This is a genomic window from Gracilibacillus dipsosauri, from assembly GCF_003176895.1.
Classification (GTDB): Bacteria; Bacillota; Bacilli; order Bacillales; family Amphibacillaceae; genus Gracilibacillus; species Gracilibacillus dipsosauri.
The window spans coordinates 82,763-104,662 of sequence record NZ_QGTD01000019.1 but is presented as its reverse complement, the minus strand read 5'-3'; the positions used below and the strand labels follow the sequence as shown (position 1 = coordinate 104,662).

The 21,900-nt window shown below is 36.7% G+C and carries 20 protein-coding genes and 1 pseudogene; 16 read left to right on the top strand and 5 right to left on the bottom strand.

Annotated elements, in window-relative coordinates; genetic code table 11:
- Positions 1–224, top strand: a 224-nt coding sequence (locus DLJ74_RS20665; protein ID WP_219987239.1) for a hypothetical protein, incomplete at its 5' end; no start/stop codon positions are given.
- Positions 225–378: 154 nt separating this feature from the next.
- Here the strand turns inward: DLJ74_RS20665 and DLJ74_RS17765 are convergent.
- Positions 379–1,998, bottom strand: coding sequence for an ABC-F family ATP-binding cassette domain-containing protein (locus DLJ74_RS17765; RefSeq protein ID WP_109985469.1), 1,620 nt, complete (start codon positions 1,996–1,998; stop codon positions 379–381).
- 408 nt (positions 1,999–2,406) lie between these two features.
- Positions 2,407–2,709, bottom strand: a complete 303-nt coding sequence (locus tag DLJ74_RS17760; protein ID WP_054788593.1) for a hypothetical protein — start codon at positions 2,707–2,709, stop codon at positions 2,407–2,409.
- A gap of 132 nt (positions 2,710–2,841) precedes the next feature.
- Between DLJ74_RS17760 and DLJ74_RS17755 the strand changes: the two genes are divergently transcribed.
- The 6 genes from DLJ74_RS17755 (at position 2,842) to DLJ74_RS17730 (ending at position 11,902) form a co-directional block, all read left to right on the top strand.
- Positions 2,842–3,729 carry an AraC family transcriptional regulator gene (locus DLJ74_RS17755; protein ID WP_109985468.1) on the top strand — a complete coding sequence of 296 codons (888 nt, stop codon included), beginning with the start codon at positions 2,842–2,844 and terminating at the stop codon, positions 3,727–3,729.
- Between the two features lie 122 nt (positions 3,730–3,851).
- On the top strand, positions 3,852–5,150 hold the full coding sequence (gene melA, locus DLJ74_RS17750; protein WP_109985467.1) for an alpha-glucosidase/alpha-galactosidase: 1,299 nt from the start codon (positions 3,852–3,854) through the stop codon (positions 5,148–5,150).
- A gap of 18 nt (positions 5,151–5,168) precedes the next feature.
- A complete protein-coding gene (locus DLJ74_RS17745; protein ID WP_109985466.1) occupies positions 5,169–7,397 on the top strand; it encodes an alpha-galactosidase in 2,229 nt (742 codons plus the stop codon).
- Between the two features lie 269 nt (positions 7,398–7,666).
- Positions 7,667–8,212, top strand: a complete 546-nt coding sequence (locus DLJ74_RS17740) for a TlpA family protein disulfide reductase (protein WP_245902381.1) — start codon at positions 7,667–7,669, stop codon at positions 8,210–8,212.
- Positions 8,213–8,294: 82 nt separating this feature from the next.
- Positions 8,295–9,692 carry a DUF1565 domain-containing protein gene (locus tag DLJ74_RS17735; RefSeq protein ID WP_109985465.1) on the top strand — a complete coding sequence of 466 codons (1,398 nt, stop codon included), beginning with the start codon at positions 8,295–8,297 and terminating at the stop codon, positions 9,690–9,692.
- Between the two features lie 41 nt (positions 9,693–9,733).
- Positions 9,734–11,902 carry a DNA topoisomerase III gene (locus tag DLJ74_RS17730; RefSeq protein WP_109985464.1) on the top strand — a complete coding sequence of 723 codons (2,169 nt, stop codon included), beginning with the start codon at positions 9,734–9,736 and terminating at the stop codon, positions 11,900–11,902.
- Between the two features lie 274 nt (positions 11,903–12,176).
- On the opposite strand, the gene DLJ74_RS17725 is transcribed toward DLJ74_RS17730, so the two are convergent.
- The gene (locus DLJ74_RS17725) at positions 12,177–13,109 is read right to left on the bottom strand and encodes an aldo/keto reductase (RefSeq protein WP_054861659.1); all 933 of its coding nucleotides are present in this window, start codon (positions 13,107–13,109) and stop codon (positions 12,177–12,179) included.
- A 150-nt stretch (positions 13,110–13,259) separates the two neighbouring features.
- On the opposite strand from DLJ74_RS17725, the gene DLJ74_RS17720 reads away from it, so the two are divergent.
- The 9 genes and pseudogenes from DLJ74_RS17720 to DLJ74_RS17680 all read left to right on the top strand — a co-directional run bounded on the left by DLJ74_RS17720 (position 13,260) and on the right by DLJ74_RS17680 (position 20,051).
- Positions 13,260–13,676, top strand: coding sequence for a MerR family transcriptional regulator (locus DLJ74_RS17720; RefSeq protein WP_109985463.1), 417 nt, complete (start codon positions 13,260–13,262; stop codon positions 13,674–13,676).
- A gap of 57 nt (positions 13,677–13,733) precedes the next feature.
- Positions 13,734–15,038 carry a hemolysin family protein gene (locus DLJ74_RS17715; RefSeq protein WP_109985462.1) on the top strand — a complete coding sequence of 435 codons (1,305 nt, stop codon included), beginning with the start codon at positions 13,734–13,736 and terminating at the stop codon, positions 15,036–15,038.
- A gap of 169 nt (positions 15,039–15,207) precedes the next feature.
- A pseudogene (locus DLJ74_RS17710) lies at positions 15,208–15,528 on the top strand (transposase); the annotation flags it as partial.
- Positions 15,529–15,709: 181 nt separating this feature from the next.
- The gene (locus DLJ74_RS17705) at positions 15,710–16,270 is read left to right on the top strand and encodes a hypothetical protein (protein WP_054861661.1); all 561 of its coding nucleotides are present in this window, start codon (positions 15,710–15,712) and stop codon (positions 16,268–16,270) included.
- Positions 16,271–16,618: 348 nt separating this feature from the next.
- Positions 16,619–16,939: a lmo0954 family membrane protein gene (locus DLJ74_RS17700; protein WP_054861261.1), complete on the top strand. Its 321-nt coding sequence runs from the start codon at positions 16,619–16,621 to the stop codon at positions 16,937–16,939.
- A 21-nt stretch (positions 16,940–16,960) separates the two neighbouring features.
- On the top strand, positions 16,961–17,590 hold the full coding sequence (locus tag DLJ74_RS17695) for a PspA/IM30 family protein (protein ID WP_054861260.1): 630 nt from the start codon (positions 16,961–16,963) through the stop codon (positions 17,588–17,590).
- An 88-nt stretch (positions 17,591–17,678) separates the two neighbouring features.
- On the top strand, positions 17,679–18,395 hold the full coding sequence (gene liaF / locus DLJ74_RS17690) for a cell wall-active antibiotics response protein LiaF (RefSeq protein WP_109985461.1): 717 nt from the start codon (positions 17,679–17,681) through the stop codon (positions 18,393–18,395).
- A complete protein-coding gene (locus tag DLJ74_RS17685) occupies positions 18,392–19,417 on the top strand; it encodes a sensor histidine kinase (RefSeq protein ID WP_109985460.1) in 1,026 nt (341 codons plus the stop codon). Before liaF ends, DLJ74_RS17685 begins: the two co-directional genes overlap by 4 nt.
- A gap of 1 nt (position 19,418) precedes the next feature.
- Complete coding sequence (locus DLJ74_RS17680; RefSeq protein WP_054788599.1) at positions 19,419–20,051, top strand: response regulator; 633 nt, start codon at positions 19,419–19,421, stop codon at positions 20,049–20,051.
- Between the two features lie 76 nt (positions 20,052–20,127).
- Here DLJ74_RS17680 and DLJ74_RS17675 read toward each other — a convergent pair whose 3' ends face one another.
- Together DLJ74_RS17675 and DLJ74_RS17670 are read right to left on the bottom strand one after the other, a co-directional pair.
- Positions 20,128–20,733, bottom strand: coding sequence for a YpmS family protein (locus DLJ74_RS17675; protein WP_109985459.1), 606 nt, complete (start codon positions 20,731–20,733; stop codon positions 20,128–20,130).
- A gap of 11 nt (positions 20,734–20,744) precedes the next feature.
- Positions 20,745–21,641: an SGNH/GDSL hydrolase family protein gene (locus tag DLJ74_RS17670; protein WP_109985458.1), complete on the bottom strand. Its 897-nt coding sequence runs from the start codon at positions 21,639–21,641 to the stop codon at positions 20,745–20,747.
- Positions 21,642–21,900 lie beyond the last annotated feature (259 nt).

Below are 21,900 nucleotides of genomic sequence, written 5' to 3'. Positions count from 1 at the left end.
AGGAATTCGAGGAAAATGGAACTTATACCGGATTTAACGACCGTTTTAGGAAGGAATTCGAGGAAAATGGAACTTATACCGGATTTAACGACCATTTTAGGAAGGAATTCGAGGAAAATGGAACTTATACCGGATTTAACGACCATTTTAGGAAGGATCTCGAACAAAATGGTACTTACACCTGGCTTAAAGACCAATTTAGAGAGAATCCCGAACTAAAATGACGTTTATAACAGAATAGAAAGCTCCTGTAGTAAGATTGACTAAGAAAAATCATACCAAATATTTCGGGCATACGCTCTAGCTAATTTGGAAAAAATGGCACATAAAAAAACTACCTTTTTCTCAAAGGAAAAGGTAGTTTTTATCATCCATTAATTATTCGTATAATGCTGCAATTTCCTTTTGTAATTTTTGGTCAGCGACATACTCATCATAGCTCATCTCTTTATCAATAACTTTCTCAGGTGTGATCTCAATTAAACGATTGGCAATACTATTAATAAATTGATGATCATGGGAGGTGAACAAGATAGACCCCTTGAAATTTATTAAGCCATTATTTAAAGAAGTGATCGACTCTAAATCTAAGTGGTTGGTCGGTTCATCTAATACTAGTACATTGGCATTGCTTAGCATCATTTTAGAGAGCATACAGCGAACCTTCTCTCCACCGGATAGGACATTTGCTTTTTTCAATGCTTCTTCTCCTGAGAAAAGCATACGACCTAGGAATCCGCGGAGGAAGGTTTCCGTTTGGTCATCAGGAGAATATTGGCGTAACCAATCTACTAATGTCATGTTGTTCCCTTCAAAAAATGCGGAGTTGTCCTTCGGGAAATAGGATTGGGAAGTCGTTACACCCCATGTAAAGGTCCCTTCATCTGGTTCCATTTCTCCCATCAAGATATCGAACAACACGGATTTAGCAAGTTCGTTGCGTCCAACAAAAGCTACTTTGTCATTTGGTTTTAACGTAAAACTAACATTATTTAGCACTTTTTCTCCATCAATGGTTTTAGAAATTCCTTCAACACGTAGAAGGTCATTTCCGATTTCACGTCCAGCTTGAAAAGCAACATATGGATAACGACGAGAAGAAGGCTTGATATCTTCTAAGGTAATGTTATCCAACATTTTTTTACGAGAGGTTGCTTGCTTTGATTTTGAAGCATTTGCACTAAATCTAGCAATAAAGTTTTGCAATTCTTTGATTTTTTCTTCCTTTTTCTTATTCTGATCTTTTGCCATTTGGAGAGCTAACTGGCTAGATTCATACCAAAAGTCATAATTCCCGACATATAATTCAATTTTTCCATAATCAACATCCGCGATATGGGTACATACCTTATTTAAAAAGTGTCGATCGTGAGATACTACAATGACAGTATTCTCAAAGTTAATGAGAAATTCCTCTAACCATTGGATCGCTTGAATGTCTAAGTGGTTTGTAGGCTCATCCAGTAATAAAATATCTGGATTACCAAATAGAGCTTGTGCCAATAACACTTTAACCTTCTCTGATCCGGTTAATTCAGCCATTTTTTTCGTATGCAAGTCTTCATCTATTCCTAATCCCTTAAGCAAAATAGCAGCATCCGATTCAGCTTCCCAACCATTCATTTCAGCAAACTCGCCCTCTAACTCTGCTGCTCTCATTCCGTCTTCCTCTGTGAATTCGGCCTTTGCATAAATGGCATCTTTTTCTTTCATTACATCAAACAACCGGGTATGTCCCATGATGACAGTTTGTAACACTTCATATTCCTCATAAGCAAAGTGATCCTGTTTTAATACGGCTAAACGTTCGTCCTTGCCTAAAGAGACATGCCCTGATTGAGGCTCAATCTCACCTGATAGGACCTTTAGAAAGGTAGATTTACCAGCACCATTTGCCCCGATTAATCCATAGCAATTTCCTGCAGTGAATTTAATATTAACATCTTCGAATAATTTTTTATCACCAAAACGTAAACTTACATTTGTCGCTTGTAGCATATTTTCACAATTCCTCCATTATCTCATTTCCTAAAGCAAGCTTAAGCGATTTGTCCTAGGAAGTCAATGAAAGCGGATAGTTGCTCCTCATAGAAAAAGAGACTGGGACAAAAGAGTAATAAAACAGAAGAAATCCGAACATTAATATTTCTGCACTGTAACCGCTCCGTCAAAATACTCCGCTTTTACCCATAGGGCATAAGTCAACATCTGCTCAAGTAAACTTTCGCAGTGTTCCCTTTACAGTGTGGCACGGCGGTCTGCTAACTTTGCAAAGAAACCCGTTTTGCAAAGTGGATCTTCAGCTCGTGCTGTTCCCATAGGAGTCTTTGTATTTTGACTACGCTCAATCAGAAGATTGTTCGGATTCTCATTCACCCTATTTAATTATGTCCCAGCCACTTGCAATTAGTCTCGTTTATTGGTAAAAACTAAAATACCATCAATAAGTAAGCAGATGAATGCAGCCCAGTGTAAGAGCATGCCAAGACCTGGTATGATTCCGAGTGTACTGGCAATAATGCCGACAATCGGTCCCCAAATAGGGGTATGATTATTTTTGGAGATTACAAGTGTAACAATATGATAAATAAGCATAAATAATAGCGGTGTCCAAAGCAATGATAAGATGAAAACTCCACCATAGCCAGGTATTCCTAGGAAAAATTCAAATCCAGCACCGATAAGTTTTAGAACTCCGGAAATAAGCAAGTATATCCCTCCTTTTATAATTAGTCACCAAAATATTTTACCATATACAATATGCAAATCAATGATCTCTGTTGTCTTCTAAAAAAAATACTGCTATATTGCAATCAATAGGATGAGGTGGGAGGAGACGAGATGAAGGAGAAGTTTTTTCATAGTACGTATGGATTTCGATTTAAAGGAGAGCAATTAGAACGGGTTGCAGGTTTACTATCTCTTGGTAAAGAGGTTAGGACAGAGCATAGCTATAGATGGGATGGTCGAGAGCGAAAGGAAAAGGGTGCTATCGTATTTCAATATACATTGAATGGTCAAGGGGCAATAACAATAGGCGACAAGACAACAACCTTAACAAAAGGTCATGCCTTCTTTGTAAAGCTTCCTAGTGACCATTGTTATTATCTTCCAAAGGAATCTGATTTGTGGGAATTTGCATATATCACCTTATATGGACAAGAAGCACAGACTTACTATGAAAAAATTGTTGCAAAGCATGGGCCGATTCTTACATTGCCTACTGATTCTACACCGATCAAGCATATTTTTCGCCTGCTAGAAAAAGCCGAAACAACAGGGATCTCCCAAGGCTATGAAGCTTCTGGATATGCCTATAGCTTCTTAATGGAATGCATGTCGTATTTTGAACATGAAAAAGAAAGGAAAGAGAATCTACCCATTGCTGTAGCAAAAGCAATTACGTTTATGGAAAAAAACTATGCAACTGACATTACACTAGATCATATAGTAGAGGTTTCAGGACTTTCGAAATACCATTTTAATCGACTCTTTAAGCGAACAATGGAAGAACCTCCTATTCAATATTTAGCAAAGATAAGGGTTCACCATGCGATGGAGCTTCTTCAACAAAAAGAATTATCGATGGAAGAAATTGCGAGGAAAGTTGGATATACAAATGGGAATTACTTTAGTAAAGTGTTTAAAAATATTATAGGTGTAACACCAAGTAATTATCGAAACACACAGTCCTACATGCCTGTTGATCGATTGTTTATTGATTATTGAAAGAGCAATATATTACTCATATAAAAAATATTTACGATTGTAATTGCTTTCAAATCCCCTTAATATGAATGTATGCGATAGTAACATAACGCAATTTATTGCGGATATTGAGGAGGATGAATATGTCAAAAATCACCTTTTTAGGTGCTGGTAGTACGGTTTTTGCAAAGAATGTACTAGGGGACTGTATGACAGTAGAAGCATTACAGGATTTTGAATTCGCTTTATTTGATATTGATCATCAACGTTTGGAAGATTCAGAAATGATGTTAACCAATTTAAAGAAGAATGTAAATTCGACTGTAAAAATTAAAGCATATAAGGATAGGAAAGAAGCGCTTCGAGGAGCAAAATATGTGATTAATGCGATACAAGTAGGTGGCTATGATCCGTGTACAATTACCGACTTTGAAGTACCAAAAACATATAGCTTACGTCAAACTATTGCAGATACGATTGGTATTGGTGGGATTTTCCGAAATTTAAGAACAATTCCTGTCATGCAGGAATTTGCCCACGACATGAAAGAGGTTTGTCCAGATGCGTGGTTTTTAAATTATACGAATCCAATGGCCGTCTTAACAAACATTATGCTAGAAGAAGGCATTAAGACAGTAGGCCTATGTCATAGTGTTCAAGTATGTGCTAGTCATCTGTTGGATTCACTCGAAATGTCTAAAGAGAATATCCAATGGAAAATAGCTGGGATTAATCATATGGCATGGTTACTAGAAATTACGCAAAACGGGAAGGATTTATATCCAGAAATCAAAAAACGAGCCAAGCAAAAACAAAAGGAGAAGCATGACGATATGGTACGTTTTGAGCTAATGGATAAGTTTGGCTATTATGTTACGGAATCCTCAGAACATAATGCAGAATACCATCCATATTTTATTAAAAGCCAATATCCTGAACTCATTGAAAAATATAATATACCTTTAGACGAATATCCTAGGCGTTGTGTCAATCAGATAGAAGGCTGGAAAAAAATGAGGGACGACCTCGTTCATGATAAAAATCTGCAACATGAGCGTTCTCATGAATATGGCTCTTACATTATTGAAGCAATGGAAACAGATAAGCCGTTTAAGATCGGTGGTAATGTACGCAATACAGGTAGATTAATCAGTAATTTACCAGAAAACGCGGTTGTGGAGGTTCCTTGTCTTGTTGATGCCAATGGCGTAACACCAACTTATGTAGGTGATTTGCCAGAGCAGCTTGCTGCCTTAAATCGCACCAATATTAATACACAATTACTTACAATGGAAGCTGCACTAACTAGAAAAAAAGAGAAAATCTATCAAGCGGCAATGTTAGACCCACATACTGCTGCAGAATTATCGATAGATGATATTATCGCATTATGTGATGATTTGATTGCAGCACATGGAGATTGGCTACCAACCTATCACTAATAGTTAAGGAGTATAGACATGACCATTACATTCAATGAACAAACGAGAGAATTTCATTTACAAACAAAAAATTCAAGCTATATTTTTAACATATTAGAAAATGATCAGCTTGGTCACTTGTATTATGGTAAAAAAATTCGTCATAAATCCTCTTTTGAGCATCTATTGATAAAGGGAAATCGCCCAAATACACCATATCTACAAGAAGGAGATATGACATTTACACTAGAGCAGACGAAACAAGAATACCCTGCTTATGGGACGACCGATTTTAGAGAGCCTGCTTTTCAAATTTTGCAGGAGAATGGTAGCAGAATAACTAATTTTCAATATCAAGACAACAAAATCTATCACGGTAAGCCAAAGCTAGAAGGTTTACCAGCTACGTATGCAGAAGCAAATGATAAAGTAGAAACAGTAGAAATTACTTTATATGATCATGTAATAGATACAGAGCTAATCCTTCTCTATTCTGTTTTTGAAGAGCATGATGCCATTACAAGAAGTGTGAGATTTCTCAATAAAGGAAATCAGAAGTTAAACCTCACCAGAGTTATGAGTGCTAACGTAGATCTCTTCGATGCAGAGTATGAAATGATGCAACTGTCAGGTGCATGGGCTAGGGAAAGACATGCTAAAACAAGAAAGCTTCAAACAGGTGTACAAAATATCTCAAGTACCCGTGGGGCAAGCAGTGGACATCAGAATCCATTTCTTGCATTGAAGCGGCCTGAAACAACGGAATTTCAAGGAGAGGTATATGGCTTTAGCTTCGTGTATAGTGGGAACTTTTTAGCACAGGTAGAGGTTGACTATCTAGATGTCGCTCGTGTAAGCATGGGGATTCATCCATTTGATTTTAATTGGCTGCTTGAATCTGGAGAAAGTTTTCAAGCACCAGAGGTTGTCATGGTTTATTCCAATCAAGGATTAAATGGAATGAGTCAAAGCTATCATCAATTGTATCAATCACGTCTAGCACGCGGAAAATGGCGTGATCAACCTCGCCCTATTTTAACTAACAATTGGGAAGGGACTTACTTTCATTTTAATGAAGACAAGATCCTGGAAATGGCCAAACAATCAAAGGATTTAGGTGTTGAATTATTTGTTTTAGATGACGGTTGGTTTGGCAAACGGGATGATGACACCACTTCATTAGGTGATTGGTTTGTAGATTATTCCAAGCTACCTAATGGAATCACTGGATTAGCAGAAAAGGTCACCGCATTAGGGATGGATTTTGGACTTTGGTTTGAACCGGAAATGGTCTCAAAAATAAGTAAGCTTTATGAGAAACATCCAGATTGGATTATTCATGTGCCTGATAGAAGTCAATCCCACGGTAGAAATCAGTATGTCTTAGATTTTTCCAGAAAAGAAGTGGTGGACGCCATATATGACATGATGGCAACCATTTTACGAGATGCGCCTATCTCTTATGTCAAGTGGGATATGAATCGCTATATGACTGAAATAGGCTCAGCTTCCTTAGCTGCTGACCGTCAACAAGAGGTTCCACATCGCTATATATTAGGTGTTTATGATCTGTATGAAAGATTGACAACAGAATTTCCAGATATTTTATTTGAATCCTGTGCAAGTGGTGGATGTCGTTTTGACCCAGGAATTCTATATTATGCACCACAGGGCTGGACAAGTGATGATACAGATGCAGTAGAACGTTTGAAAATTCAGTATGGTACATCCTTTGTTTATCCAATTAGTTCAATGGGTGCCCACGTATCAGCTGTGCCCAATCATCAGGTTGGCCGAATTACTAGTATGGAGACCCGAGCAAATGTAGCCTATTTCGGAGCATTTGGCTATGAACTGGATGTGACCGAAATGTCAGAAGGAGATAAGGAAACGATGAAGGAGCAAATTAGCTTCTTCAAAGAACATCGCGAATTATTTCAATTCGGAACCTTTTACAGAATCCATAGTCCCTTCTCTGGAAATGGAAATCGCACAAGCTGGATGGTTGTTTCAGAGGACAAAGAAAGGGCGGTTGTTGGCGATTATCATATATTATGTGAGCCAAACGCCAGCTATAAACGTTTGTTATTAAAAGGCTTAGATCCTAATGCTTCCTATAAGATAGAAGGATATGAAGGTAGTTATAATGGTGACGAGCTCATGGAGATTGGTATCCAGCTAGATCATGAACGATTTAGAGGGCATAGAGGAGACCACTATGTTCCAAGGGATTTCTATTCACGCCTATTTGTATTAACTCGTTGCTAAACGTGATGGATAGCATTCGAACGAAATAATAAGCCTTCGGAAAATGGATTGTTCGGGGGCTTATTTTTTTCGTTAGGAAACTATAAAATTTTTGCAGGAAGTAAGGCGATGAAGAGAAAATGTTGAAGTCCAAAGTATAAGAAAAGCTAACGCATCCGCTAAAGGATGACCGAATGCGAGTTTTTCTAATGTATTATTTAACTAGGTGTCTCATAAATATAGCATTCCTTCATAATTATATAAAAAGCTTGTCTAGATGGAGGAATAGTATGGTGAAGAGAATCATCATTTGTGTTGTTTTGCTGGGGATGTTAGGCTATGCGGTTTTTTCTTTTATAACGGATGGAGAAAATGAGGCTAGAAACCAAGAGGAACAACAAGAGTTTGGCTTAGAAGTAGGGAAGGTTGCCCCCGATTTTGAACTGCAAACGATGAAGGGCGAATTTGTCCAGCTATCCGATTACCGCGATGAGATAGTTATGTTGAATTTTTGGGCAACATGGTGCGTGCCGTGTCAAAGGGAAATGCCTGACCTTGAGAAGTTATACCAAAATACGGACATCAAAATACTTGCGGTTAACCTAATCGAAACGGAGACCAAATATGATGATATATTAAATTTTGCAGAAGACAATAGTTTAACCTTTCCAATTTTATTAGATAATGGTGAACAGGCAACCGATTTATATCATATTCTTTCCGTTCCAACTACTTATCTTATCGATGAAAAAGGAGTTATTCAATATCGTGCCTTCGGACAAATAGATTATGACACCATGCTGAAAGAATATAAAAAAGTAAAGGGAAGTTCTTAACAGATGGAAAGGAGATTGCACAGGCGATCTCTTTTCTTTTTTGGTATATAATGAAAGAAGAATAATGAAAAGGATGGATTGGATGAAAAAATATATTTTTCTACTTTTGACTGTAGCAATAATAATGGTTGTTTTCGTTATAAATAATACCCATGCACAACAAGACCCTAATGTAATATACGTAGCAATTAATGGAGATGATCATAATCCTGGAACAAAAACAGAGCCTTATCAATCACTCGATAAAGCTGCCTCAGAGGCGGAACCTGGAACAACTGTCTTGATACGAGAAGGCACCTACCATGAGAAACTCAAGATTCAACATAGTGGAACAGAAGAAAATCCCATTACTTTTAAGCCATACGAGCAGGAAAAGGTTGTCCTTAGTGGCAAAGACATCAAAGATATAGAAGAAGATACATCGATGGTGACGATAAAGGATAAAAGCTATGTTACCATAAGTGGATTAACCATTCAGGACTTGCAGACAGACTCTACAGCAACCGTTATCGGCATTTACGTAACTGGCTCCAGTAGTCATATTACCTTAGAGAATAATCATGTAAGACGTATCGAAACAAATGCCGAGGATGGAAATGCCCATGGAATAGCGGTATACGGAACAGAGGCCATGACAGATATAAATATTTTGAAAAACAAAGTGGAGGAGCTTAAGCTCGGCTCAAGTGAATCTGTCGTACTTAATGGAAATATTGATGGTTTTACGGTCGAGGATAATCTAGTTCGCCGTAATGACAATATTGGAATTGATTTAATTGGTCATGAAGGAACTGCAAATGATCCAGAAGCGGACTATGTAAGAAATGGTGTCGTAAAAAATAATGAAATATATGAGATATCGTCTTATGGTAATCCAGCTTATGGAGAGGATTATAGTGCTGGCGGAATTTATGTGGATGGTGGAAAAAATATTACGATAGAGCAAAACACGATTTATCAAAGTGATATCGGTATTGAAGCAACCTCTGAACATGCAAATCAATATGCGGATAATATTCGTATTATAAACAATATCGTGTATGAAAATTTTTACACTGGGATATCGATTGGCGGTTATGATAAGCTACGAGGAGGAACTATTCATTCAACCATCACCGGTAATGTCCTCTATCGAAATGATACGAAGGGTCTAGGCGGGGGACAACTTCAATTACAACATGATACGAAGAACAATGTGATCGAGAAAAATATCTTGACCGCTGGACCATCACGGATATTTATCGCTAACTATTTTTCTACTAATGAAGATAATCAGCTTATAAAAAATGTGTTTCATAAGGAAGAAGGAAAAGATGGGATCTGGATATGGAAGGAGCAAGAATACATCTCTTTTGCTGCCTTTCAAAAGGCTTCTAATAGTGATGAAAACTCCGCTTACTTGGACCCAATGTTCGTAGATGAAGAGCAATATGATTTCAGGCTAGAGGAAGATTCACCTGCAAGAAGAATTATCGAATAAGTTTTATAATAGGTAAGTAAGAAGAAAGGAAGTATTCAACGATGAGTAAAACGGTAGTAATTGCAGAAAAGCCTTCTGTTGGTCGTGATATCGCACGTGTTTTAAAATGCAATAAAAAGGCGAACGGCTATATGGAAGGAACCCAATATATTGTTACATGGGCACTTGGCCATTTAGTGACATTAGCTGATCCAGAGGCATATGATCAAAAATATAAAACATGGAAGCAAGAAGATTTACCAATGCTCCCAGATCGACTAAAGCTAGTCGTTATTAAAAAGACAGGCAAACAATTTCAAACAGTAAAATCACAACTCATCCGTAAAGATGTGAAAAATATAGTAATTGCAACAGATGCTGGTCGTGAAGGAGAGCTAGTAGCACGTTGGATTTTGGATAAGGTGCGAGTAAATAAGCCTATCAAAAGATTATGGATTTCCTCTGTTACCGACCAAGCGATCAAACAGGGCTTTCAACAGCTCAAACCAGCAAAACAATATGATAATTTATACCATTCTGCTGTAGCAAGATCGGAAGCCGATTGGTATGTTGGACTTAATGCGACACGAGCATTGACAACAAAGTTTAATGCTCAATTATCAAGTGGTCGTGTTCAAACACCGACACTTGCAATGATCGCAACAAGAGAAGCAGAAATTAAGCAATTCAAACCACAAACTTTTTATCAATTAAAAGCAAAAACCGATGACGGTATTACTCTAACATGGAAAAATCCAAATGGAGAGTCAAGAATTTTTAATGAAGATAAGGCCAAGGGTCTTCTTGAAAAATTGAAAAATAATGATTTGAATGTAAAAAAATTGGAGAAAAAGCAGAAAAAAACGTATGCGCCGACATTATATGATTTAACCGATCTACAACGAGATGCCAATCGTATTTTTGGCTTTTCAGGTAAGCAAACATTGTCCATTATGCAGAAGCTATATGAGCAGCATAAAGTCCTAACATATCCAAGGACGGATTCTAAATATATCTCAACAGATATTGTGCCGACATTAAAAGAGCGTGTGGCAAGCTGTGGTATAGGTCCATATAGTGTCGTAGCTAATAGAATTAAAAAACATCCGATTAAAGCAAATAAGTCTTTTGTGGATAATCAGAAGGTATCTGATCACCATGCGATTATTCCAACAGAAGAACCAGTCTACTTGTCCAAGCTCAATGATCAGGAGCAGAAGATTTATGATTTAGTGATTAAACGTTTTTTAGCTGTATTGCTACCGCCTTTTCAATATGAGCATATTCAATTAACAGCAGAGATAGCTGGAGAAACCTTTACAGCAAGCGGGAAAAATGTGATCAATCGTGGTTTTAAAGCAGTATATGATCATAAGGAGGAAGATCAAGAAGATGATCAACTTATTGCGAATATTTCGGATAATCATGTATGGAAGAAGCCGAAACTCACTCTTACACATGGTGAAACTAAACCACCGGAACGTTTAACAGAGGGTACATTATTACATGCAATGGAGAATCCAGCGAAATTTTTACAAAAAGATGAAAAACATGCATCCAAAACATTAAAGGCAACAGGTGGTCTAGGAACAGTTGCCACAAGAGCAGATATCATTGAGAAGCTGTTCAATACCTTTTATATCGAGAAAAAGGGAAAATATCTCTATCTAACCTCTAAAGGTAAGCAGATATTACAGCTAGTTCCAAGCGATTTACGCTCACCATTATTAACTGCAGAGTGGGAAGACAAGCTTGCCCAAATTGCTAATGGGAAGCTAAAAAAGGATACCTTTATTCAAGAAATTAAGTCCTATACAAAGGAAATAGTCCAACAAGTGAAGTCAAGTGATGCGAAGTATAAGCATGATAATATGACAGGGACGAGATGTCCGAACTGTGGAAAGCTCATGCTTGAGGTTAACGGAAAAAATGGACGCATGTTAGTTTGCCAGGATCGTGAATGTGGAGAACGCAAGATGATTGCGAAGAAGACAAATGCAAGATGTCCAAATTGCCATAAACGAATGGAGCTCCGTGGAAAAGGCGATGCCCAAACCTTCTCCTGTGTATGTGGCTACCATGAAAAACTGCAAGCATTCCAGAAAAGAAAAAATAAGCACGGTCAGAATAAAGCCACGAAACGAGATGTTAACAAATATTTAAAAAAACAAGATGATGGATTTGCGAATACAGCACTTGCAGATGCATTGGCAAAATTGAAAGATAAATAAAAAAAGTGGAGAGAAAGGAAAAATCCGAACGTTAATACTTCTGCACGGAAACTGCTCGATTAAAATACTTTGCTTTTACCAATAGAGCATAAGTCTACATCTACTCGAGTAAACTTTAGCAGTGTTTCCTTTACAGTGGCCACGGCGATCTGCTAACTTTGCAAAGTGGATCTTCAGCTCGTGCTATTCCTACAGGAGTCTACGTTATTTTGACTACGCTCAGTCAGAAGATTGTTCGGATTATCATTCTCTCTATTTAGTTTTGTCCCTCTTCTTATTTGAAAATATGATCTATTTGATCAATTTCTGTTTGTGTAAGCTTCACATCTAAAGTATTTAAGTTATTTTTTACTTGTTCTACTCGTTTTGCTCCAGGTATAATAGCATCAATACTATCACGCGTTAAATACCATGCAAGAACTATGTGTGCAATCTCCGTTCCTTTTGCTTCAGCTAACGGTCGTAATTCCTCTACCTTTTTCAAATTCGCTTTGAACGCTTCTCCTTGAAATAGAGGATCATTGGCACGTAAATCATCGAAAGTGGTGTTCTCATCATATCTTCCGCCTAGTAGACCGGACGCTAGTGGGAAGTATGGGACAAAGGATATCTGATTTTCTGCTGTGTAAGGAAGTAATTCTTTTTCAGCTTGACGCTTAAAAAGGTTATATTCTGATTGCAATACATCAACATATCCATCACGATTAGCATCCTTAAGTTGTTCGATAGAAAAATTGGAAACACCAATACTGCGAATTTTTCCTTGATCCTTTAATTCCTTTAACGCACCGACGGCTTCAGCTTTAGGTGTATCTTCATCAGGAAAATGGATATAAAAGAGATCGATATAATCCGTTTGGAGTCGATTTAAAGCATCATCCACAGAAGCTTTAAGAAACGCAGGAGAATTATTAAGTTTTGTCTCATCTTTTACGATTTCGTGTGCTGCTTTTGTTGCCACAACAAAATCTTCTCGGTGTCCATGCTCTTTTATCACCTGACCAATTAATTCCTCTGAACGCTTAGGGCCATAGATAAAAGCAGTATCGATAAAATTCATGCCATTTCGAATGGCTTCTCTCACAACCTCTTTTCCTTGTTCTTCATCTAGGTTGGGATAAAGGTTATGACCACCTACTGCATTTGCACCTAAACCAATCGGGTTAACATATAAATTGGATTTTCCTAATTGAACCTTTTTTGTCATAGATCACCACTCCTTTTTAAATCTACGACTATATTATCAAAGCAATTATTAGAAGAAAATAAAATTGCTTGAATGATAAGGATAAAAAAAGCATAACGTTATACTGTACAGTTTTTTTCCTATCCATTATAATAGCAATGAGGTGATGATATTGGGAAGGTATATAAAATAGGAGAATTATCTAAAATATCAAATGTATCAAAACGTACCATAGATTATTACACGAAGATGGGTTTGTTAGAATGTGTAAGATCGGATGCAAATTACCGACTTTATAAAGAGACAGCAATGGAAGATCTTCAATTTATTGAAAAGTGTAAACAATTGCATCTGCCATTAGAACAAATCAAGCAAAAACAAAAATTACTTAAAAACAATGAAATGGCCACTGAGGACATTTTAGCTCAAGTAGAACAACTCAAGATGAAAATGAAATTCTTGAAGCTTGAATTGGAAGAGATGTATGAAATAATAGATAACATCGGTGATGAAAATATGAAAATGAAAACAAACATTCAGTCACATTCATCCGATTTAATGAGAACATTAGTCTTATTTTCAAATTAACTTATGTAATCGATGTTAACCGCTTACATAAAATTTTTAATAGGAGAGTGGATTTTTTTGGACGATATACCCCTGAGTTCGATTATTTTATTGACGACATTAATCTTCATGTCAGCTTTCTTTTCTTCAGCAGAAACTGCTTTTTCAAGTGTGAACAAAATTAGACTCAAAAACCTTGCAGACGAGGGCCGTGCTGGAAGTAAAAAGGCACTGCATATGGCAAGCCATTTCGACAATACTCTATCTACTATTCTAGTTGGGAATAATATTGTCAATATTGCAGCTTCCAGTATATCTGCAACGATAGCTAATGAGGTATTTGGAGGGAATTTAGCATTAGTGATCAGTACAGTACTGATGACAATACTTATCCTCATATTCGGTGAAATATTACCAAAATCATTAGCAAAAGAGCATGCTGAGACCTATTCCTTGACGATATCTGGCATTCTATACTTTTTAATTAAATTGTTGACACCTGTTAATTTCTTATTTTCACGGTTAAAATTACTCATATCCAAGCTTTTTGCGAAGGGAGATCCACTTCCTTCTGTAACGGAAGAAGAGATTAAGGTAATGCTAGATATAAGTGAGGAAGAAGGAGTTATAGATAAAGAAGAAAGGCGATTACTCCATCGGTCAATGGATTTTGATGACACGATTGCTGGAGAAATACTGACACCTAGAATTGACATGATTGCCATTAATGTGGATCAATCGATAGAAGAAATTAAAAATATTTTCTTCAAGGAGCGTTTCTCACGTATTCCTGTTTATGAAGAAAGTATTGATAATATTATAGGTATCTTATCGGAAAAAGAATTTCTAACTCATTTAGTAAAATATCATGATGTCAATATTAGAGAATTATTAAGAGAGCCTCTTTTTGTAGTGGAATCTGTGAAGATTTCTTCTGTTTTACCACAGCTACAAAAGGAAAAGGTGCACATGGCGATCGTATTAGACGAATTCGGTGGGACAGCTGGGCTCGTAACTCTGGAAGATGTTCTAGAAGAAATTGTTGGGGAAATCTGGGATGAGCAGGACGAGAAGGTTCACTCTATTATTCGAGTCAATGAAAATGTGTACAAATTCGATGCACAATACCAATTAACCGATTTTGCTGAATCGCTTAAAGTCCCAACACCCGAAAGTTCCTATCACACAATTGGGGGTTGGATTATTGAGAATCTGGAAGCAGTCCCGAAAAAAGGAGATACCTTTGAATACGAAAACCTAAAGGTAAGTGTAGAGGAAGTAACGAATAGAAGGGTTCGCAAAGTGAAGATCGAAATCCTCGAAAATCAAAAGGAAGCAAGTAGTACGTTTGTAGAAAACAACTATCTGGAAGGAATACAGTAGATGAAGAGGCTGGGACAAAACCCAGGTAAATAGAAATTACGTGGCACCGACACTAAGCATAGTGAAGGTGTCACGTTTTTTAGAATTGCTACAAAATTTAGGTAAAACAAAATGGACACCCTTTGATAGAATTAAAGTGACCAAACCATAATCCAGAAAGGATGTCCTTATGTTTAAACATTATACCATGAATCAAGTTGTTTTGCCTTTAAATTTAGAAGTTAAATTACGAGAAAGTGATATTGCTTTTGCCATCAATGAATTAGTAGAAAGCATTCCAGAGGAAGCATTCAAGGGTTTACTTCGAAAAACTGGTTGTCCTGCTTATCATCCTCGAATGATGCTGAAGATAATCTTATGCGACTATACTCAGTCTGCTTTCTCAGGAAGAAAGATGGAAGCGATGTTAGCAGACAGTGTTCGAATGATGTGGTTAGCTCAAGGTCATGAACCAAGTTATCGTACAATCAACCGATTCCGTTCCAATCCCCAATGTTTAAATAGTTGGGGATTTTTTCTGCATATGAACAAAATCATCTTGCACAAGTGCATAATTTGTACTATAGTTAAAATACATATTCTATTGTAATTTTTTCCACATACTAATAAAATACTACTATGAAAGATCTACTGTTATTTTTCCTCAGAGTGGATGTCAAGGGGTGGCAAAGGTGAAGAAGAAAAACGTCTATCTTCTTTTCACAGATACGGGAACTTTTTTCTCTAGAATCATTAATATATGTACCAAATCTACATTAAATCACGCATCCATTAGTTTTGATAATGAATTAAGAGAAGTCTACAGTTTTGGTAGAAAACGACCATATAATCCATTAATTGCCGGATTTGTGAAGGAAAATCTACGAACACCATTTTTTTATCAAGCAAAATGTGCAATCTATCAATTATCTATTACAGAAGATATGTATGAGCTATTGTTTAAAAGAGTGAAACAAATGGAGCAGGAAACAGATGCATATCGCTATAATTTATTAGGACTAATCGGTGTTTTACTTAATTTAGAGTGGCAGCGAGAGCATGCGTTTTTCTGTTCGGAATTTGTAGCAACCGTTCTACGAGAGGCTGGCATTTATACGGAGGAAAAGCCGGCATGTCTAACTCGGCCACAAGATTTAAAAGAATGGCGAGAGCTAAAGCTCATCTATCATGGAGATTTAATAAGATATTTAGCACAGTATGAAATACCTTTCCTAGAAAGTATTTATAGTTAGAGAAAAAAGCGGGGGAGCTTAGCTCCCTCGCTTTTTTCGCAAAAAAAATTCAGAAGTCGCAAAAAAAATTCAGAAGTCGCAAAAAAAATTCAGAAGTCGCAAAAAAAATTCAGAAGTCGCAAAAAAAATTCAGAAGTCGCAAAAAAAATTCAGAAGTCGCAAAAAAAATTCAGAAGTCGCAAAAAAAATTCAGAAGTCGCAAAAAAAATTCAGAAGTCGCAAAAAAAATCCCTAATTTCGCAGTCGACACTAAAAATAAGCCTCAAGTCTTAGCCAAGTTATATCTACAGCCAGTTATGAAAAGAATGGAGACAAGCTATCATAAGAGTATGGAAGGAGGGAACGCAAATGAAAACATTTTTACTCATTTGTTTAGGCGTGATTGCAGCCTTCGTGTTGCTTGCAAACGTCGGTCCAATAATCATGCTCTTGATTAGTGTAGCGATTGCTTACTATGGAGTAAGAAAATTCATACTAGCTGAAACAACAGGGAAAAAAGTGTTATGGGCATTTGTCATATTGATTGGTGTTTCTATGTCACTCTCTAATATACCTGCTTTAATCGGTATTGTTGCATTAGTGGTGTTATATTACACCTATAAAAAATGGAAACAAGAAAAAGAAAATACTTATTATAACGATGATTATTTAAACTGGGACAAGCTTTAAAATAATAAGGAGGAAGATAAAATGGCAAACTTATTAACTCGTATAAAGGATTCTGTGATGGCAGACTTACATGAACTAATGGATCAAAAGGAAGAAAAAAATCCAATCGCACATGTGAACCAATACATTCGCGAATGTGAGCAAGAAGTGAAAAAAATAAAACGATTGGTTGAAAAGCAATATGAAATTAAGCAAGACATTACTCGTGAATGGAACCAAGCGAAATTAATGGTCGAAAAACGCAGACGACAATACGAATTAGCAGAGCAAATGCAAGAAGAAGAATTAGCAAAAGAAGCAAAGCAAGAGCTTGATCAATTTGAAGCTAGAGTAGCGCATTTAAATAAGATGCAGGAAAAAGCTATCAAAGATTTAGAAATGCTGGAAACACAATATGTCCAAATGAAACAAAAGCTAAAAGATCTATATGTCAAACGATTAGAACTTAAAAGCAGAGAAAATATCGCACGTACAAAGCAAGGGATGAACAAAGTGCTTGAAACAGAGCTAGTATCCAAGAGCGCTTCCAAATTCGCTGAGCTTGAAAGCTATATTGAACGGATCGAGCAACGAGTACAAACCGAATACCGTTTGCATACATTAGATGCTCGCTTTGCTGAACTAGAAAAAAAGGCTTCTACTTCTAACTAAAAACATGCTATGCTAAAAAGGTGCAGTGTGATCGCTGCACCTCTAATCTATTGAGATAAAAGATGGAAATGACAGGGGGCTGCTTTATATGGTAAACAAAACACGAACAGATTGGATACACATCCTTTTCATTATTGGCTGTGTTTTATTTGCGATAGAATTCATCTTTATTAATCCTGGTCACCTGTTTACCCTCTTATTATTGGGCTTTGCTATTTATTTTGGAAAACGATCCTATCATAAAATGAGCGGTAAAACGATCTTTTGGGGTGGGGTATTTTTTCTTTTTATTACCATCATAGACACCTTCGCAGTACGTTTTATTATATTAGCAATTATTTTTTATATTGCTTGGAGCTGGTATAAAACAAAGAAAGAACCGAAGCAATATCATCTTGATAGTTCACTTTTTGAGAATGTAGTAACAGAAGGAAAAGTCTTCTGGAATAAATGGTTTGGAAAATATGATAAAAGTAGTCAACCTTATGCATGGCAGGATATGAACATCCAATCTTTTGTTAGTGATATATCGATTGACTTAAATAATACAATGCTACCAAAAGAAGAATCGACCGTAATTATTCGACAGCTAGTAGGAAATGTAAGGATTATCGTTCCTTATGATGTAGAGGTATCAATTGATCACTCTGTTTTATATGGGGAAATACAGGTTTTCGAGCATAAAGAGAGTAATGCTTTTAATCGAAATATTCAAATGCAAACAGACCATTATCATACTTCTTCCCAAAAGGTAAAGATTTACACCCAGGTTCTAATCGGAAAGCTTGAGGTGATAAGAGGATGAAGGTTTATAGTCGTTTAATTGCTACCATAATAGTAGTTACGTTTATTTTCTTACTATTGCTGAGCACCTTATTTTTTCTTGCCTTTCCGTTAGACAATTTACGATCCTTATGGACAGAGAAGGTATGGGAAGTTCCATTTCTGATTATAGTACCAACCATCACGATATTATTTGGCATACTTGTGGGTGTCATAGTAGCCTATGTTGTTAACAAACGAGTTAGGTTTCTTGAACAAAGCTTATCCTTAATACTAAAAAATCAAACTTTCACTGATGAGAAGGATTTTGATGAAATCCATTCTGTTCATGAAAAGCTAAAAGAAGTACAGGACTATATTCAACAGCAAACGAAGCGTGCCCAGAAGCTAATTGAGGAAAGAGCGAAGGATCAAGAGGATACGATAAACCAAGTAATCTCTGAAGAAAGAAACCGTCTAGCCCGAGAACTTCATGATTCGGTTAGTCAAGAGCTGTTTGCTGCGTCCATGCTTGTCTCCGCAGTAAATGCGAGCAATCATCAGGAAAACGCCACTATGACGAAACAGCTAAGTCAAGTCGAGGCAATGATTCAACAAGCACAGTTAGAAATGCGTGCATTACTATTGCATTTGCGCCCTGTTCTATTAAAGGACAAATCATTAAAAGAGGGTATGGAGCAGCTTTTGCAAGAATTAAGGGCAAAAGTGCCAATGGAAGTTACATGGAAGCTGGAGGATATTCAAGTAAATAAAGGAATTGAAGATCATCTGTTTCGAATTTTACAAGAGGGTGTTTCCAATGCTTTAAGACACTCTAAAGCAAGAAGTATTGATACACTATTAATAGAAAGAGATGGCTTTGCCATATTGAAAATAGAAGATGATGGTATCGGATTTAATATAGAAGAAAAGCAAGCAGGCTCCTATGGAATTATTAATATGCAGGAGAGAACCGCGGAAATTGGTGGTTACTTCCGTATCATTAGTATTCCAGAGAAAGGAACAAGGATAGAGGTTCGTGTGCCGATGATAGAGGAGGAATAAAATGATTAGGGTCTTATTTGTCGATGATCACGAAATGGTCAGAATTGGAGTGAGTGCTTATTTATCGACACAGGAGGATATTGATGTAGTAGCAGAAGCGGATAATGGCATAAAAGCGGTAGAACTAGCTTTAGAATTACGCCCTGATGTTATTTTGATGGATTTAGTGATGGAGGAAATGGATGGGATTGAAGCAACAAGCCATATTATGCAACAATGGCCAGATGCAAAAATTCTCATTGTGACGAGCTTTATCGATGATGATAAAGTATATCCAGCATTAGAAGCTGGGGCAACAAGTTATATATTAAAAACCTCCAAAGCTGAGGTAATCGCCCAAGCAATCCGAGATACCTATAAAGGTGAGAGTGTGTTAGAAAAAGAGGTAACAACAAAGGTTATGGCAAATATGCGGAAACAACGGACCAATAGGCTTCATGATAGTCTTACGAATCGAGAAATGGAAATATTATTACTAATTGCTCAAGGCAAAACCAATCAAGAGATTGCCGACGAGCTATTTATTGCATTGAAAACAACAAAGGTCCATGTGAGTAACATTCTGAGTAAGCTAGAGGTACAGGATAGAACACAAGCGGCAGTGTATGCCTATCAACATGGAATCATTAAATAAATTGGTTTTCATGGATGAAGGAGAGGGGTGGAACTTCAGTGGGGAAATGTTGCCCACTGAAGGCGGTTGAACAAGGTTAAAGCCCCAATGTTTCGTTTGGTACTTTAAAACGGAAGGTTATCCTGTCATTTTCCAAATCGAATTGTTGTGCCCTTACTCGAAAATTACTCTTTAATTCCATTTTGGTTAAGGCTAAATAGATGCTTTCCTCCTTTGGATTGATAGTAACCCAATCTGGTGTATAGACACGTTCATTTACGTATTTTAAAATTTTATCCTTTGGTAAACGTAATAATCCTAACGACATTTCACTAGCCTTAAGAATAATATCTCCATTATCCTGTACTTTGGGATCAAAGGTAATACTTACAGGGACCTCTGTAGAAAAAGCCTCAATTGCTCCCATTAAATGTACTTGGTCGTCAAAGCTCACCGCATATTTATCATTTTTATCTTTTAATAGCTTATCAATATACGCATTTACAAGCTCTGTTAAGTTTTCCTTACTTGATTGAATCGTAAATTCTGCACCGGGATCTTCTTCAATATATTCCTTACTAGGATAAGAGGCATTAGGTACTGGCCATAAAATAAACACAATCAGTAATAATACTATAATCCCGTTTAGAATCGCTAACGAAATAAAAAGTTTTTTCCAGTTAATGAGTAGTTTCTCCTTCAAGTTATCACCTTCTAATTATTGGCCGAATCCTCTAAATCGCTTTTTAAATAGGATAATACCCGATTAGCAATTAATTGGTAACCGCGTGTATTCGGATGAAAATTATCCTCGGCTAGAAGATTCTGTGATCTACCTTGATAAATATCTTGCATTGGGATAAAAGTAGCCTGCTCAAATTGGCTAACTACCTGCTTACTTTCAGTATTCCATTGAGTCATAATTTGATCCAATGCTTTGATATCACTAAAATATTTTTCAAATGGATTAAATAGACCTAATAAATATATTTTGGCATTTGGTTGTAATGCTTTAATTCTTTTTAGTATTTGCTCTAACCTATCTCCATACGGTTCTTTTTCTTCATTAAAAGGTTCCATTGTCAAATTCATAAAATTATCTTTTAATATTTTCATTACATCGTTCGCTCCAATAGTAATCAGAACCATATCTGCTCCTTTTATAGAATCGATTACTTCGTCCTCCTCCTGTAAACGTTGGAGCAGTTGATCAGTCCGGTTTCCTCTCTTGCCGAAATTATCGATGGTGACCTTTACCTCCTGGTTATCGAGACGCTCTTCAATAATTCCCACATAGCCACCATTTTCTGTTTCATCTCCTACACCTTGTGTGAGAGAATCCCCAATCGCAACAATATCCGTATCCTTTTTAAAAAATTGGATGGCATCTATCACGACATCTTTTACTCGGTCACGAATCTCTTTAGGAACCGATGTTTCTTCTGGACTTTCTGCTTCTACGGCATCTTCTGGCTCCGTATCCGCTTGGTCTTCTTGTGTGGTACCATCTTGTAAAATTACATCCTTTTCCTTATCTATAATAAAAATAAAGGCGATAATTAAGCCTATCATTATCGTTATGCTTAGGCCTAATAAAATTCTTTTTTTCATCCAAAACACCTTCACTCATCCAATAGTTACAATTCGCTATACTAATCTTATACCCAAAAAATACGCGAATCACACATGGAGCTTGTATTGTTAAAATATGCAAGTGGAAAGAAGAACATGTTAAAAAATACGATAAAAGGAGCATTAATGAGGGGGTTATCGCTCATTCTCCTTGAAACTTGGAAACAAGCAGAGATTCTTAAAACATAAAGAAACCGTGAGTCCGGTAAAAGAAAGGATTCACGGCTATATATTATTT

Bases quoted from the DNA above. Each gene is read 5' to 3' on its own strand.
- DLJ74_RS17765 (WP_109985469.1), bottom strand. From the start codon at position 1,998: ATGCTACAAGCGACAAATGTAAGTTTACGTTTTGGTGATAAAAAATTA.
- DLJ74_RS17755 (WP_109985468.1), top strand. From the start codon at position 2,842: ATGAAGGAGAAGTTTTTTCATAGTACGTATGGATTTCGATTTAAAGGA.
- melA (WP_109985467.1), top strand. From the start codon at position 3,852: ATGTCAAAAATCACCTTTTTAGGTGCTGGTAGTACGGTTTTTGCAAAG.
- DLJ74_RS17745 (WP_109985466.1), top strand. From the start codon at position 5,169: ATGACCATTACATTCAATGAACAAACGAGAGAATTTCATTTACAAACA.
- DLJ74_RS17740 (WP_245902381.1), top strand. From the start codon at position 7,667: ATGGTGAAGAGAATCATCATTTGTGTTGTTTTGCTGGGGATGTTAGGC.
- DLJ74_RS17735 (WP_109985465.1), top strand. From the start codon at position 8,295: ATGAAAAAATATATTTTTCTACTTTTGACTGTAGCAATAATAATGGTT.
- DLJ74_RS17730 (WP_109985464.1), top strand. From the start codon at position 9,734: ATGAGTAAAACGGTAGTAATTGCAGAAAAGCCTTCTGTTGGTCGTGAT.
- DLJ74_RS17725 (WP_054861659.1), bottom strand. From the start codon at position 13,109: ATGACAAAAAAGGTTCAATTAGGAAAATCCAATTTATATGTTAACCCG.
- DLJ74_RS17700 (WP_054861261.1), top strand. From the start codon at position 16,619: ATGAAAACATTTTTACTCATTTGTTTAGGCGTGATTGCAGCCTTCGTG.
- DLJ74_RS17695 (WP_054861260.1), top strand. From the start codon at position 16,961: ATGGCAAACTTATTAACTCGTATAAAGGATTCTGTGATGGCAGACTTA.
- liaF (WP_109985461.1), top strand. From the start codon at position 17,679: ATGGTAAACAAAACACGAACAGATTGGATACACATCCTTTTCATTATT.
- DLJ74_RS17685 (WP_109985460.1), top strand. From the start codon at position 18,392: ATGAAGGTTTATAGTCGTTTAATTGCTACCATAATAGTAGTTACGTTT.
- DLJ74_RS17680 (WP_054788599.1), top strand. From the start codon at position 19,419: ATGATTAGGGTCTTATTTGTCGATGATCACGAAATGGTCAGAATTGGA.
- DLJ74_RS17670 (WP_109985458.1), bottom strand. From the start codon at position 21,641: ATGAAAAAAAGAATTTTATTAGGCCTAAGCATAACGATAATGATAGGC.